This is a genomic window from Methylocystis sp. NC52PC, assembly GCF_055698645.1.
This window is the reverse complement of sequence record NZ_CP170127.1, coordinates 2,656,825-2,669,795: the sequence shown is the minus strand read 5'-3', so window position 1 is coordinate 2,669,795 and position 12,971 is coordinate 2,656,825. Positions and strand designations below refer to the sequence as shown.

The following is a 12,971-nucleotide window of genomic DNA, read 5'->3' as shown; positions in this document are numbered from 1 at the left end:
GTCAATCAATGTGATTGAGCGATCCCGCTTCTTCGCAGCGTGCGAGACGCCGCGACGGATGAGCTATTTCGAGGCTGACAAATGTGCGAGGTCGGCATGGCGCTTGCCCATGCCCCGCTTCATTTGGACATGCGTCGAGCGCATTGGTCGCCAATGCTTTTCAACGCTCCGCTGGGGCGGCAGGCTTTTTGCAAAATAAGGCCGCCGATTGTTCGCCGTCGGGCACGACAATATCAACATGCATCCCCTCGGGATCAACTTACGCGCCGAGGGCGCGAGAACTGTCGGATTGATTGTTTGCTCCGCGGCGATCGTCGCAATCTGCGCCGGCGCGAGGAAGCTGCTCGCCAATGCAGCCGACGGCGTCGCGGCTGCCGGACCTTCGGCAAGGGCCGCAGAAGCCTGAAGAGGCGCGGCTCCCTGCAAAGCGAAGGCGCCCTGCTTTAGCGCCGCCTGTGGGGCTGTATGAACAGATAAAGGCGCAAGCACTTGGCCAAACGCACTTGTAAACGACAGCAAGCCACCGATAACGAAGAGCCTGCGCCAGCAAATATTGTTGTTGTTGCTGGTCATCGCAAGCTTTCCTTCCGGTTTGGCCACATGCGGCCTCCCGTGCGGAAAGCGACGCTTGAAGAACAACGCGCTGGCCTATGTATTCGTTCCTTAGCTTTTCGACCTCCCAGCCAGGGCCTCGCCTAGCAAAATCCAGTTGGCTTCAGCCCAATTGGATCGCACAGGCGCGAGCGCGCTTGTTCCTCTTAAGGCGTGCGCTCTCATCCTCTTAAGCGGATGATTGGTAAAATCTTAGCGTTTGTCTCAAGGCTTATTTGGACTCCTCGCGCGTAGCCTTCCTATTGCGCGCCCGTGGGGGACCCAATGGTTGAAACGGCTGAATTTTACGCGAAGACAGATCGACCAGTCGATATGGAGCCGACGGTCGTCTTAATCGATAAGAGGACGCTCATACGCGAGTGTCTGGCGCTCGGTCTTCAAGAAAAGCTTCTGCTTCCCATCGCAACCTATTCCGATCTCCAAAATTGGAGCCATAGCGCCTCCACCTTTGCCAAATGCGTGATTGTCGTGAGCGGCCAAGGCGTGGCGAGCGCCCTGTGGCATGAACTCCTCCGGGAGCTTTCGGTCTTCGAAAATGCCCCGCCTGTCATCATCCTCGCCGAGGCTCCGAGCGCACAGAACGTCGCCGATGCGCTTCGTTGTGGCGCGCGCGGATTTATTCCAATGGAGATGTCGCTCGACGTGGCCGCCGAAGCAATTCAGCTGGTGCTCGCTGGCGGCTGCTTCATCCCGGCGAATGTCATGGACCTGGAGGGGCCGCAAGACGGGGCCAACCCTCCGCAAACGAGGGCGTCGACTGATTTCACGCAGCGGGAACACCAGGTTGTCGAAGCCTTATTGAAAGGCAAGTCCAACAAAGTCATCGCCTATGACATCGGGTTGGCGGAAAGCAGCGTCAAATATCATATCCGAAGCGTTTTCCGTAAGTTGCGGGCCCGAAATCGCACAGAAGCGGTCACCAAGCTTTCTCAGATTATTCGCTGCACCTTTTCGCGGTGACCACTGCGACGAGTTCCGTTCAAAACGCCATTTGCCGGACTTGAGCGCAGCTTTAAATCGTCGCCCTACAAGCTGCATCTTTACAATAAGCGCGCGCCATAGTGTGACCTCGAGAACACGCATGCTCAGAAACGAGTGCAGTGCGGCGTGAATCCAGTTTGCTTTGAGCTCTTTCAGGGGTAACCGTTCTTGGAACGAGAAACTATGCGTTTATGCGCTGTGTGAGGATGGGTTACCGAAATGAAAAAGATCGCTCTCTGCGTCGCCGCGCTCGCGCTGACCGCTGGGTCGGCGCTGGCCGCCGATCTCCCGTCTCGCAAAGCCCCGCCGGTCCTTCCGCCGCCGCCGCCGCCTCCGCCGACCTGGACGGGGTTCTACGTCGGTCTCAACGCCGGCGGGACTTGGGCGAATAGTAATCAGCAAACCATCGCCGTCAGCCCCCTCGGAGCCGGTCCTTTTTGGGCGCTTCCGTCCGCCTTTGTTTTCGACCAAGGCAATTACCTGGCGGCTTTCAGCACGGCTGCGTCTGCCGGCGGCGTCAACTCCGGCAACAACGGCGGCTTCATCGGCGGCGGCCAGTTTGGTTACAACTGGCAATTCTACAACAATTTCGTCATTGGCCTGGAGGCGGACTTCCAGGGCGTCGCGGCGAGCAACGGCTCGCGAACTGTCCTGACGAATGTGGCCGTCCCCGGTCTGCTCGGCCCGCTCGTCGGCGATGGTTACGCGGGCGTCACAGCCGTTCGCGGTAGCCTGAACTACCTCGGCACAGTGCGCGGCCGCCTTGGCTGGGCTGTGATCCCGACCCTGCTTGTCTATGGCACCGGCGGCTTCGCTTATGGCGGCGTCAATGTGAACACGCTGACCTCCGTCGCGCCGACGGGCCCCACGCCGCTCAGCCCTGGTAATTTCTTCACTGGCCCTGGCGCTGGCGGCGTGAACATCTCGACGGTGCTGACCGGATGGACGGCCGGCGGCGGTCTCGAGTGGATGTTCCTCCCGAACTGGTCGGCAAAGGTCGAGTATCTCTATTACGACCTGGGCTCCTTCTCGGACGACTTCGTGATGAGTTCGGTCAACCCTGCATCGTTCCTTCCCGACCCGGCGATTTTCGGCGGCCAGGTGCGCGCCCGGCTCAACGGAAACATTGTCCGCGCGGGCGTGAGCTACCACTTTAATTGGGGCGCGCCAGTTCCGATCGTCGCGAAGTATTGACGACGAGACCGGGCGGCGCCGGACATCGCTGAGAATTGCGGGCCCAATCGGCCCGCAATCAGATGCAGCGATTGCGACGATGCGTAGCGTTGAATATCGTTGCCAGGAAGTGGGAGTTGAAAACATGAAATACTGGCTTATTCCCATTCTCGTCTGCATTGGGGCCGCTGAGGCGCAGGCGCAGGTTTACACTTACAGCACCCCCTTTGTGACCGTAACGACCGGCGTGCAGGCGGGTCAGAACAACGTCATTTCCACCCAGCAGAGCGCCCCGGTGAATATTTTCGCCGTGCAGCAACTCGCCGTCGGCAAACCGAATGAAAAGCTCAGTAACGACGCCACGGTCGTACAGACGGGGCCCAAGGACTTCGTAAATCTGGGCCAGCATATTGTGACGTTCAATAATTTGTCTCCATTTTCCACCTCCCCGCCCTGATCTGACTCGACAGGCGGCGCATTGAGCGCCGCCGCTCGAAGCTCACGTCGCATATGCCTGGAGTTGGCAGAACCGGCGCAATAGGGCACTCTCCCCTTCTGGCTCATTGCCGCGGGCGATCTGGGGGGAGAGATGGAGCGTCGGGTCATCAGGATCGTTTTCGCGGCTGCTGCAGCCGGCTGGCTGGCGGGCGCACAGGCGCAGACCATCGACCTCGCCGCGTCCAAGGTCATCGACCTCAGCCATCCCTATGACGCCAACACAATTTATTGGCCGACCGAGCCCACCGGCTTCCAGCTCAAGCAAGAGCACAAGGGGCTTACAAAGGGTGGCTTCTTTTATTACTCCAACGCCTTTTGTTCTCCAGAGCATGGCGGCACGCACATCGACGCGCCCATGCATTTTGCAGAAAATCACTGGACCAATTCGGATATTCCAATCGACCGGCTCATACGCCCCGCGGTTGTCATCGACATCGCCGCCAAGGCGGCGAAGGATCCCGACTATGCGTTGAGCCCCGCCGATATCGAGGCGTGGGAGAATAGCTACGGGCGCATTCCAGACGGCGCCATCGTGCTGTTGCGCACCGGCTGGAGCGCGCGTTGGCCGGATCGCAAGTCTTATCTTGGCGACGATACGCCTGGAGTCGCGACCAACCTTCATTTCCCGTCTTTTGGGCCGGAGGCGGCCACCTTGCTCGTCAGCGCACGACACGTTTCGTTGATCGGCCTCGATACAGCAAGCGTGGATATCGGGCCCTCGCGGGACTTCATGGTCCACCGCATCATTGGCGCCGCCAATGTCCCGGGCCTCGAAAATCTAACCAACCTCGATCAGTTGCCGCCAACGGGCGCGCTGGTCATGGCCATGCCGATGAAGATTGCGCAGGGGTCCGGCGCGCCGGCGCGGGTCATCGCCTTCGCGCCACGTTAGCGCCTGCTCTTCAGCCGTCGCCGAAATCCTCGAGAAGCGTGCGAATTGCATGAGGATGGATGGAAACGTCTCCTGTGAAGGGACGATCGTAGGAAAGGATGATAAAAAGACCGAGAAAGACCACAAAGGACAGAGCGCCTGTCATTGTAGTTTGAGCGCGCAGGTTCTCCATGCCGAAATAGTAGGTGAAGCCGATCGTCACCAACGCGCCGGAAAGGAGCATCGCCCAAAGCGCCGGCGGCACAACGCCGATCGAAAGATGGAGCCGTCCCCGACGCGCTTCTGTGATGGCCCCAAGTTCTTTCATGACCTCCACGCCGACGGCCGGTCGCCTGCCGTCGACAAGACGAATCGCCGCCGCATAGAGCGCATCGAGCGCCTTGGTCGCATCGCGGCCTTCGGCCCCAATCGCCATCCGCGGCCAATCGTCCTCGACGACCGTCGTCAGATATTGGCGCAAGGCGGCGCGAGTCGCGACGGCCTCCGCCTCCTCTCCCCTCGCAATACGAAAAATTGTCGCCGACGCCCCCGCTTCCTGCAAGACGCGCAGTTCGGCCTCGCTGAATTTCTCCCAAACTGAAACGATCGCAAAAGCCAGGATCACCGCGTAGATGACGCCGATCGTGGCGAATTTGAAGCCGGCGATTTCGTTGTTCTTCACGAGGACAGACAGCGGATACCGCTTGCGCACGAGAACTGGGCCCAGCATGGCGAGCGCCGTCGGCGCCAGCACGGTGAAAAAGGCGCCCAGCCATAGGGGCAGGGAACATAAAAACAGCAAGTCGCCTCTCCAGTAGAACGTCGCTTGAGCAAATCATGGAGCCAGGGGGGCCCAAAAGTCAAAAAACCAAAAACTTAAGAGCTTTTACGGTTAATTAACGCTTTTGCGGTCTCATCATGCTTCCGTGAGCGTTTGCTTTTGCTTCCTTTTTGGAAGCGCCCGTGCAACAGACTCGAGGCGCCCGATGAACCTTCTCGAACTCGGAAAAACTGGCCCGAACGATCTCGGCGCCGCCAGAATCGCGAAGCGTCCCACAGCGCTCAAGTCCTATGACAGCCTCGCCGGCTCCGCGATGCTGCGGCGCGCCGGAAAAGCCGGCGGATCGAATCCGCCCCTGCACGGCGACCCGGCCTCGAAGCTTCTCGCCTCCCGCTACAAGGAAGTGGCCACCGATCACCTCAGCCGCCAGCTCTCGGATTTCTATGAGGCCATGCTGCGCCAGCCGGTTCCGGAGCGTATCCTCGCTCTCGTTGAGGCGCTCGACGCCCAGCAGAGCCGCTGAGGTCAGCGCACGACGACCTGCGTTCCCTTGGCGACGCGGCCATAAAGATCGATGACATCCGCATTGAGCATGCGGATGCAGCCTGAAGATACGGCCTGCCCGATTGTATCCGGTTCATTGGTGCCGTGGATGCGAAACATCGTGTCCTTGGCGCCGGCGAAGAGATACAGCGCCCGGGCGCCGAGCGGATTCTCGAGGCCGCCCTCCATGTGTAAGGGGAGGTCGGGACGCCGTAGCAACATTTCCTTGGGCGGCGTCCATCCTGGCCAGAAGGCCTTGCGACCGATTTGCGCTTTGCCCTTCCAGGAGAACCCCTCGCGCCCCACGCCGACGCCATATTGAATCGCCTGTCCTCCCCCGAGCGACAGATAAAGCTTGCGCGCCCGCGTATCGATTGTGATTGCGCCGGGCGGGGCCCCTGTCGGGTCGCGCACTGGCTCGCGCGTGGATTGACCGGGGTCCACGAGGTCGTCGAAATCCAAGGGCGTCGAATAGGCCGGGTCGGCGTCGCGGGGAAGCGCGGCGACGCGCGGTTGGCGCGGACCCCCGCGCGGCGCTGATTCGATCTCGCCGTAGGAGGGATCGACGCCCCTGCCCGGCCGCTCGAGTGGGAAATCTCGACGGGGATAGGCCCGTGTCGGCCGGTCGAAGCTCTCGTAAGGAATCGCTTCACCATCATCGTCGTCGGACCAGGAATCCACGACATAAGGGTCCCGTGAGTCCCTGTAGCTCTGCGCGGACGCGGCGCGAGCGCCGGACGCGAGGACCGCGGCCAGGATGAGAAGAAACGGTGCGAGCCTGCGCATCATCTTGTTTTTACTTCCTCCCTCGCGCTTTTTTGTAAGCCAATTTCGGCAAAACGGGGGCTGGTTGCGGCGGCGCGCCAAGCGGCCCCGGGGGGCGTTGGCGAACTTCATCGGGCGATCGTCAACCGAAATCGGCCAGAACCGGCAACCGCTTAAGATGTTGCAACACCGCAACATCAACGATCGAACGTTGTTCATGAGCGAATGCTTCCTTGGCAGATCGCCACAAGAGTAGTTAGCGTGGATCGCGTTATAAAAGCGACATTACACGGACGTGCAGAATAGCAACGTAGAGGCTTAGCATTTCTCTCAACGCCTACTGTGCGGAATCCTTGCAATTACTCTGTGAGAGACGCGCGTCCGAAGGGGGGTTATATGATCGCTGAGGTTCAAGAACAGATTCGCCTTAATGAGGTAAGCGGCCTTGGGCTGCCTCTATTGACGGCTCCCTCGGTCGTCATCATCGAAGCGCGCTCCCTGATCCGCGAATGCTTGGCGCTGAGCCTCCAAAAAAAGCTGGCCCTTCCCGTATTGGCCTATCCGGATATGGGGAGTTGGAGCCGGGATCCCACGGGGTCCTCAGCCTGCATCATCATTTTGAGCGGCCGAGAGACGGAGATCGACGCACGGCGTTCGGAGATCGTGCACGAGTCCTCAGGCGAACAAAAGCCCGTGCCGGTCATCGTTCTCTCGGACGATTTCAGCCTGGATCACATGAGCGACGTTATTCGCAACGGCGCGAAGGGCTATATCCCGAGCAACACGCCTTTAGAGGTCGCGGCGCAGGCGATCAGGCTCGTGCTGTCGGGCGGCGTCTTCGTCCCCGCGCAGGCGGCGAAGGAAATGTGGAAAACCGCGCGGACCGACTCCACCGCCAACGACCCAAAGGTGGATTTCACCGCTCGCGAGAACGACGTCGTAAAAGCCTTGTTGAAGGGCAAGTCCAACAAAGTGATTGCTTATGAACTTGGCATGAGCGCAAGCAGCGTAAAAGTCCATATCCGAAACGTGATGCGGAAACTGCAGGTGCGCAATCGCACTGAAGCTGTCGTAAAAATCGCGGAACTGGTCGCAAAGCCCGCCAAATAGTCGCCGCTTCAGCGTCCGCGTTCGCCGGTTTGAAAAGAGTATCAGCGCATTTGGTCCGCTTCCTGCACAGGGCCAGGGAAGAGACCACGCAGACGACGTCCGATCGAAATAGACCCGAGGAGGGAGATGCGGATCGCCCAGCCGCTCTCCTCCACGGATAAGTACGTACGCCAAACGGGCGCCTTCACCCTGTCCTTTTGTTGCCAAAGTTTGCCTTAATTGAGCCGAAATGGCGCCTATCGGCATATCCACGGCCCAGTTACATTCGCAACTGTAAGCTCGCAGTAGAGCTTCCTTGTGGATTCTGGGAGAATTCCTATGAAAAAGCTGCTTCTCGTTTCGGCCGCGGTGGCCCTTTCGACCAACTTCGCCTTCGCTCTCGACATCAGCCAGTCGCTGAAGCTCAACCAGACGATCGGCGACACCTCCAAGGGTGGTTTCGCCCTGAACAAGTCCTTCCTCGTGCAGGCGCAGGTTCCGGTCAACGCCGGCTCCGGCAACATCTCGCAGAAGGCGGAGCTTGGCCAGACGATCGGCAACACCTCCAAGGGCGGCGACGCGATCAACAAGAACGTCGTGATCCAGGCTCAGGTTCCGCTGAACTTCGGCGCTCCGTGAGAATTGACGCGCTAGTTCGCTAAGAGAGGATCGCGGCCCATTGCCGGCCGCGATCTTCGCACCGGACCCGGCGGCGTTCCCGCCCATTGCATTAAGCATTGCTGATACAGCGAGTAGGAAGTGGGCCGCTGCTTTTCTAAAACTAGGCAGCCAAACAGGCGCCAAACCTAGTGCTGCCTCCCAAATAGATCCCTGGTGCGCCTCTCGGCGTCAATTCACAGGGACATCAGGAGGAATCAAGATGAAGAAGTTTCTTCTCGTCCCCGCCATTATGGCCCTCTCAAACAGCCTTGCCTTCGCTGAGATAACGATCACCTCTTCGACCCAATCGGCCGGCGGCGCGCCCCTCGCGCCTTTGGCGCCCTTGACGCCGCCCGCATCGCCGCCGACGCCTTCGGTCACACAGCAACTGAAATTGAACCAGCTGACCGGCGACACGTCAAAAGGCGGTTTTGCGCTGAATAAGGCGTCGGTCTTGCAGGTGCAGATCCCTGTCAACGCGGCAAACAAGTCCCTCTCGCAAGAATTGACGATCAATCAGTCCATCGGCGACACGTCCAAAGGGGGTGACGCCATTAATAAGGCGACGGTCATTCAAGGCCAGGTTCCGCTGAACTTCAGCGCGCCCTGACAACTTGCTCCTGGCTGGAGTCGAACCAGGTCGCGGCTTCCTTAGCCGCGACTCTATCCTCGAATGCGGCCACGTCCCTGCCCGACGGGATCGCCGAAGATGAGCGGAGCATGAAAATGAAATATTGGCTTATTCCACTTTTGGTCTGCGCTGGAGCAGGCCAGGCCCAGGCGCAAGGCTTCATCAGCGTCAGCCCGAGCTTTATCGGCGTCAACATCAACAATCCGCTGCTGGGCGCCGTCGCGGGCGTGCAGTTTGGCCAGCACAACGATCTCGACGTCAAGCAGAACAGCCTGACTAATTTTGTCGGCGTGCAGCAGGTCTCCATCGGGAAAGCCGGAAGCTCACAGTCGAACACTGCTGGCGTCACCCAGGTCGGCAATCAAAGCTACACGGGTCTTGGCCAGCATATCGAATCCCTGCCGCCCCTGCCGGGTCTCGGAAATCCCTGACGAAAGGCGAGAGGGCTGCTGCAAAAGCCAAGCATCACGGCAGATCTCCCGAGCCGCGCGTCGGCTCGGGACATTGCTGCGAAAATCAGGCGAAAAACGCCTGCGCCATTATTATTGAGAGCGCCAGAAGCAACAGGGCTCCGAAATGGAACAGGACGGTCGCGCTGCTGAGCGGATCACATCCCAGGAAGATTGGGGACGCATCGACCGTGAGTGGCGCAGCTCCAAACGCGCAATTCTAGCCTATCATATCGGAGGTTGGCGCAAGGGAGAGTCGCCGCTTGACGCCCTCGCCCGAGCGCTCGACGTCGCTGCAGTGGACGTTCTATCGGAGCTGACTGACCCTAAGGCAGGTCGCGCTGAGCTCGACCAGCTCTCATCCTGTTTAGAAACGGGCCACTTCGAACTACCCGGCCTTAATATCGAGGAAAGCGTCGCGCTCGTAATCGAACTTCTGAACGAAAAGCTCGCCTATGTTCCTAATGAAGTACGGAGCTTTTTTGGCGCGCCGCAGATGCTGGAGCCTTTGCTCGCACATGGCCGCAACGAGCGCCGGGCTGTTTTGCGCCGCTTCAATTAGTAAAAAACGCTTGCCCGCTCCCTTGGATCGCGCGCGTTCTCACTGCCTGGGAAGAAGCCGTCCCCGGCTTCTCCTCCAAAGCGCCCGCTGGCTCACGGCGACAGGATGTCTCCTAGTTTGATCGCCGCCTCGGTGCGATTGCGAACCTGCAGTTTCCTCATCACGTTTCGGATATGCAGTTTCACGCTGCTCTCGCTCACGCCGAGCTCATGAGCAATGACTTTGTTGGACATCCCCTTCAGCAGCGCCTTCGCGACCTCGAGCTCGCGCGCGGTAAAGCCCGGCGCCTTTTCAGACTGAGCGGTATTCGGCGCAGCGCCCTGCCACATCTCGATGGCTGCGTCGGCTGGCACGAAGACGCCGCCGACGAGGACGAGCTTGATCGCGCGTGCGACGATTTCGAGCGGGGTGTCGCTCGGGATGTAGCCTTTCGCGCCGCCAAGCAGGCTGCTCGCCACGCGATCCGAGCTGACCTTTTCCGATATTACGATGACCGGAACGTCCTGCCCCCAGCTGGAGAGCTCAGAAACCAACGGAGCCTGCTCGACGTCGCTTTCCTCGACGCCGCCGAGAAGGATCACGCCCGCCGGAATAGCGTGCCGACTTTGGCGCCAATTGCTCACGCTGGAAAAGGTCAGGACTGGAAGTCCGAGCTTCTCACGCAGGCACATCGCCAGACAATCGCGGATAAGGGCGCGGCTTTCGATGATAACGATGGTCGGCGGTAAGACTTCCGCTTTCGAGTTCGCAAGAAAGGTTTCACTGAAAAATTGGTCTTGAACGTCTCCCACGGCGATCCTCAAGTGAGTGTCAGAATCAAACGCTGCCAATTAAACGCAATATAACGCTCACAACGCACCTTGTCAGAATGTCGCAGATTTTCTGCAAAGCTTTGGCTCATAGTCAAGTCAGCGGTTGAGAAAGGCTCGCAGCGCGGGCGTTAAGTTGACGCGCGTCGATTTCCCGACCCGAGACGCCCACGCACAAGCTTTACGGAAAACGAAATTTGCTAACTACAGCTGAGCAGCCCAGGGCCAGTCAAAGGGCGACCCTTCGTCTTCGGTGAATCCTCTGGGGGGAAGCTTCGATCGCTTCTGTTTTGCATATCGAATTGTTCGCTGAGAGACGATCGTCACCTCGCCTTGTGGAAGCGCAGCACGTGCGGCGGGAGCCAGCACGATCGGGTTGATGACCTGCTGCGCAACAGCGACATTGGCGTAAACGACGCCACAAGCAACACACAAAATCTTCATTCGCATCGGCCGGCCCCCTCGCTGGTCAACTATCGGCTTTGCGATAGCACGGACCCCCGACACAAACTAGAACGGCAGTTATTACGGATCTGTGCAGTAGCAGGCGCGGGCGTCAAAATTGTCGAAGCCTTCAACAGCAGCCGCAGGGGCGACAAAGGCAAAGCTGAAGCTCAGCAGCAAGGCGATCGTCGTGAGGATTTTGGTGACCTTGGTCATGTTCAACTCCCGTGTTTCTCTTCTGATGTTTCGACGGTAGCCCAGGGCGATGAGGCGGTAAGTGCGCGAGCGCACGTCACCGTCTTCACGCGCGCCGTATCACGCGCCGATAGGATCGCGAGGTAAGTCGAGGCTACCGGAGGGTGAAGGAAGGCGGCGGCTCCTCGGCGGCTTGCGTGCGAGGGGCTAGAAAATCGCGCAGCGCACTCTTCCAACCCTTGGCCGCGCCATACGAGCCGGAGGTCAGCAGGCTTATTATCAACGGAGCGCGCAGAATTCTCGACTTGGACACCGCCATGAGGCGTCCATCCAATAACCGGATTTCGCTTTCAATCCGTCGCAAACTGCGTTCGACATCGGATGGCTGCATGTGCGGCGGCGACTTATCAGCCAGTCGATCGCGAACTGATTGCGCAAGGATACGCGTCCTCGTCCATCCTGAAGAACTATCAGCAAAAAGGTGATCCATGATCACCTTGAGTAAGGAAGGCGGCTTTGCGCTACTGACGGTCCAGTCAGTGGCGGTGCTTTGGTGCCTTCGATAGTATTGGAGCGGCCGCTCAAGTACGAGCCGCTTATCCGTATAAAAGGAAGCAATGTTTATCCAAAGATCGTGGGCGACATCGTCACTGGGGAGTGGTAGAATGAAATCTCTCCACTTTCTTGTAATTGTCGTACAGCAGCCAGTGATAAAAAGGCGATCATTCAAGCCAGCTCTTCTCAAATTTGAGAGCATTGTTGCGCCGCTGGGATGCAACTGGGCGTCGGCTACTTCCGCGTCGTTGATCACGACCTCGATTTCTGGGTGAGAGACAAAGGCGTCTCGAACCAATTTGAGCTTCTCAGGGAACCAGACGTCATCCTGGTCGCTGAGGAAGATGAGGTCGTTTTCACATAGCGACAGCGCCTTCTCGAAATTTCGCGCGTAACCAAGCCGCTTTTCGTTGCGGTGCACGCGAACCTTGAACGCCGCCCCTCTTGCAAGAGCCTCGATGATATCGAGAGTGCTATCGGTGGAGCAGTCGTCGGAGACTACCAATTCGTCCGGCAATAATGTCTGAGCCGAGAAACTCTTGAATTGTTCTTCAATGTACAGCGCGCCATTATACGTCGCCATAGCAATAGATAATTTCACGGCTCCTCCACACATCCATGACACGCGAGCCGTTTGTTTAAACGGCATAGCTTCGATTGTTGGACGCCGATCGCCTTGCTACCAGCGCTCCGCGCGAGGCAAGTTGCGCGGGGCGGCGACGCTTTCATTGTTTTCCAGTGATTTTACCCCGCGCTTAGACAGGAGGAGCCTTTAACCGAGCGCTGGCTCTAGCCTATTCAATCCTGATGTGAACAGCAATGTCCGCCGCTCGAGCGTCAAGGCTCCGCACGTAAAGCCGCCAAGCCCGCGCTGACTTGATCTTACCCAACCTCCGCCTCACCAAATCTCAGGCAGAAGTGGGGACCTGCAGTGGGCCAGACGAAAGCGTCAGCGCGCTTCCGCAGCGACTTTCGGGTCGCTGGCATGCCAAATGCCCGGACCGCCGCTGGAGCCGAGCAAGTCTAAGGGTGAGCGCCAGGTCCTTGAGCATCGGGCCGGCCAGGAAGACAACCTCGCCGCAGTATCCACTGGCTTGAGCGCGAGACGTGAACCGCTCCGCCCATTTGAATGCGTCTAGCATCCGAAGCGCACGCATCCCGCATTCATTGGCATTGATTTGGCGCGCCCAAGGGGATTCGAACCCCTGTTTTCGCCGTGAAAGGGCGACGTCCTAGGCCTCTAGACGATGGGCGCGGGCCTGCGCGGCGCGAAGCGGCGCAGCGAGGGCTGTATAGAGGCGCGCGGCGCGCAAGACAAGCCTTGTCTAGAAGACATTTTGCCCCGCCGCGCCG

At 59.2% G+C, this 12,971-nt stretch carries 17 protein-coding genes and 1 tRNA gene; 10 read left to right on the top strand and 8 right to left on the bottom strand.

The features are described 5' to 3' along the window. Positions 1-63: 63 nt before the first annotated feature. On the bottom strand, positions 64-573 hold the full coding sequence (locus ACETII_RS14930) for a hypothetical protein (protein WP_472786015.1): 510 nt from the start codon (positions 571-573) through the stop codon (positions 64-66). A gap of 303 nt (positions 574-876) precedes the next feature. On the opposite strand from ACETII_RS14930, the gene ACETII_RS14925 reads away from it, so the two are divergent. The 4 genes from ACETII_RS14925 to ACETII_RS14910 all read left to right on the top strand — a co-directional run bounded on the left by ACETII_RS14925 (position 877) and on the right by ACETII_RS14910 (position 4,156). Continuing rightward, positions 877-1,572: a response regulator transcription factor gene (locus ACETII_RS14925; RefSeq protein ID WP_472786014.1), complete on the top strand. Its 696-nt coding sequence runs from the start codon at positions 877-879 to the stop codon at positions 1,570-1,572. Positions 1,573-1,812: 240 nt separating this feature from the next. Beyond that, on the top strand, positions 1,813-2,787 hold the full coding sequence (locus ACETII_RS14920; protein WP_472786013.1) for an outer membrane protein: 975 nt from the start codon (positions 1,813-1,815) through the stop codon (positions 2,785-2,787). Positions 2,788-2,911: 124 nt separating this feature from the next. Beyond that, positions 2,912-3,223: a hypothetical protein gene (locus ACETII_RS14915; RefSeq protein WP_472786012.1), complete on the top strand. Its 312-nt coding sequence runs from the start codon at positions 2,912-2,914 to the stop codon at positions 3,221-3,223. A gap of 132 nt (positions 3,224-3,355) precedes the next feature. After that, positions 3,356-4,156, top strand: a complete 801-nt coding sequence (locus ACETII_RS14910; protein WP_363347193.1) for a cyclase family protein — start codon at positions 3,356-3,358, stop codon at positions 4,154-4,156. Positions 4,157-4,166: 10 nt separating this feature from the next. Here the strand turns inward: ACETII_RS14910 and ACETII_RS14905 are convergent, their stop codons facing one another. Further along, positions 4,167-4,937, bottom strand: coding sequence for a bestrophin-like domain (locus ACETII_RS14905; protein ID WP_472786011.1), 771 nt, complete (start codon positions 4,935-4,937; stop codon positions 4,167-4,169). A gap of 184 nt (positions 4,938-5,121) precedes the next feature. Between ACETII_RS14905 and ACETII_RS14900 the strand changes: the two genes are divergently transcribed. Further along, positions 5,122-5,439 (top strand): NepR family anti-sigma factor, encoded by a 318-nt coding sequence (locus ACETII_RS14900; protein ID WP_363347189.1) that lies wholly within the window; start codon positions 5,122-5,124, stop codon positions 5,437-5,439. Between the two features lie 2 nt (positions 5,440-5,441). Here the strand turns inward: ACETII_RS14900 and ACETII_RS14895 are convergent, their stop codons facing one another. Beyond that, a complete protein-coding gene (locus tag ACETII_RS14895; protein ID WP_472788175.1) occupies positions 5,442-6,245 on the bottom strand; it encodes a L,D-transpeptidase in 804 nt (267 codons plus the stop codon). 375 nt (positions 6,246-6,620) lie between these two features. Between ACETII_RS14895 and ACETII_RS14890 the strand changes: the two genes are divergently transcribed. The 5 genes from ACETII_RS14890 (at position 6,621) to ACETII_RS14870 (ending at position 9,615) form a co-directional block, all read left to right on the top strand. After that, positions 6,621-7,334 (top strand): response regulator transcription factor, encoded by a 714-nt coding sequence (locus ACETII_RS14890; protein WP_363347185.1) that lies wholly within the window; start codon positions 6,621-6,623, stop codon positions 7,332-7,334. A 318-nt stretch (positions 7,335-7,652) separates the two neighbouring features. Further along, positions 7,653-7,952: a hypothetical protein gene (locus ACETII_RS14885; RefSeq protein WP_363347183.1), complete on the top strand. Its 300-nt coding sequence runs from the start codon at positions 7,653-7,655 to the stop codon at positions 7,950-7,952. 40 nt (positions 7,953-7,992) lie between these two features. Then, a complete protein-coding gene (locus ACETII_RS14880; RefSeq protein ID WP_472786010.1) occupies positions 7,993-8,583 on the top strand; it encodes a hypothetical protein in 591 nt (196 codons plus the stop codon). 116 nt (positions 8,584-8,699) lie between these two features. After that, positions 8,700-9,035, top strand: coding sequence for a hypothetical protein (locus tag ACETII_RS14875; protein ID WP_363347179.1), 336 nt, complete (start codon positions 8,700-8,702; stop codon positions 9,033-9,035). 145 nt (positions 9,036-9,180) lie between these two features. Continuing rightward, positions 9,181-9,615, top strand: a complete 435-nt coding sequence (locus ACETII_RS14870; RefSeq protein WP_363347177.1) for a hypothetical protein — start codon at positions 9,181-9,183, stop codon at positions 9,613-9,615. A 92-nt stretch (positions 9,616-9,707) separates the two neighbouring features. On the opposite strand, the gene ACETII_RS14865 is transcribed toward ACETII_RS14870, so the two are convergent. The 5 genes from ACETII_RS14865 to ACETII_RS14845 form a co-directional block, all read right to left on the bottom strand. Next, complete coding sequence (locus tag ACETII_RS14865; RefSeq protein WP_472786009.1) at positions 9,708-10,406, bottom strand: response regulator transcription factor; 699 nt, start codon at positions 10,404-10,406, stop codon at positions 9,708-9,710. Between the two features lie 222 nt (positions 10,407-10,628). Continuing rightward, a complete protein-coding gene (locus tag ACETII_RS14860; protein ID WP_363347173.1) occupies positions 10,629-10,874 on the bottom strand; it encodes a hypothetical protein in 246 nt (81 codons plus the stop codon). 75 nt (positions 10,875-10,949) lie between these two features. Further along, the gene (locus tag ACETII_RS14855) at positions 10,950-11,084 is read right to left on the bottom strand and encodes a hypothetical protein (RefSeq protein ID WP_472786008.1); all 135 of its coding nucleotides are present in this window, start codon (positions 11,082-11,084) and stop codon (positions 10,950-10,952) included. 133 nt (positions 11,085-11,217) lie between these two features. Continuing rightward, complete coding sequence (locus ACETII_RS14850) at positions 11,218-12,219, bottom strand: glycosyltransferase family 2 protein (protein ID WP_472786007.1); 1,002 nt, start codon at positions 12,217-12,219, stop codon at positions 11,218-11,220. A gap of 578 nt (positions 12,220-12,797) precedes the next feature. Then, positions 12,798-12,873: transfer RNA gene (locus tag ACETII_RS14845), tRNA-Glu, on the bottom strand. Positions 12,874-12,971 lie beyond the last annotated feature (98 nt).

What these genes read in the sequence shown, in the direction of transcription:
- ACETII_RS14910 (WP_363347193.1), top strand. Translation starts at nt 3,356, where the DNA reads ATGGAGCGTCGGGTCATCAGGATCGTTTTCGCGGCTGCTGCAGCCGGC.
- ACETII_RS14915 (WP_472786012.1), top strand. Translation starts at nt 2,912, where the DNA reads ATGAAATACTGGCTTATTCCCATTCTCGTCTGCATTGGGGCCGCTGAG.
- ACETII_RS14860 (WP_363347173.1), bottom strand. Translation starts at nt 10,874, where the DNA reads ATGCGAATGAAGATTTTGTGTGTTGCTTGTGGCGTCGTTTACGCCAAT.
- ACETII_RS14890 (WP_363347185.1), top strand. Translation starts at nt 6,621, where the DNA reads ATGATCGCTGAGGTTCAAGAACAGATTCGCCTTAATGAGGTAAGCGGC.
- ACETII_RS14920 (WP_472786013.1), top strand. Translation starts at nt 1,813, where the DNA reads ATGAAAAAGATCGCTCTCTGCGTCGCCGCGCTCGCGCTGACCGCTGGG.
- ACETII_RS14895 (WP_472788175.1), bottom strand. Translation starts at nt 6,245, where the DNA reads ATGCGCAGGCTCGCACCGTTTCTTCTCATCCTGGCCGCGGTCCTCGCG.
- ACETII_RS14870 (WP_363347177.1), top strand. Translation starts at nt 9,181, where the DNA reads ATGGAACAGGACGGTCGCGCTGCTGAGCGGATCACATCCCAGGAAGAT.
- ACETII_RS14900 (WP_363347189.1), top strand. Translation starts at nt 5,122, where the DNA reads ATGAACCTTCTCGAACTCGGAAAAACTGGCCCGAACGATCTCGGCGCC.
- ACETII_RS14875 (WP_363347179.1), top strand. Translation starts at nt 8,700, where the DNA reads ATGAAATATTGGCTTATTCCACTTTTGGTCTGCGCTGGAGCAGGCCAG.
- ACETII_RS14885 (WP_363347183.1), top strand. Translation starts at nt 7,653, where the DNA reads ATGAAAAAGCTGCTTCTCGTTTCGGCCGCGGTGGCCCTTTCGACCAAC.
- ACETII_RS14925 (WP_472786014.1), top strand. Translation starts at nt 877, where the DNA reads ATGGTTGAAACGGCTGAATTTTACGCGAAGACAGATCGACCAGTCGAT.
- ACETII_RS14855 (WP_472786008.1), bottom strand. Translation starts at nt 11,084, where the DNA reads ATGACCAAGGTCACCAAAATCCTCACGACGATCGCCTTGCTGCTGAGC.
- ACETII_RS14930 (WP_472786015.1), bottom strand. Translation starts at nt 573, where the DNA reads ATGACCAGCAACAACAACAATATTTGCTGGCGCAGGCTCTTCGTTATC.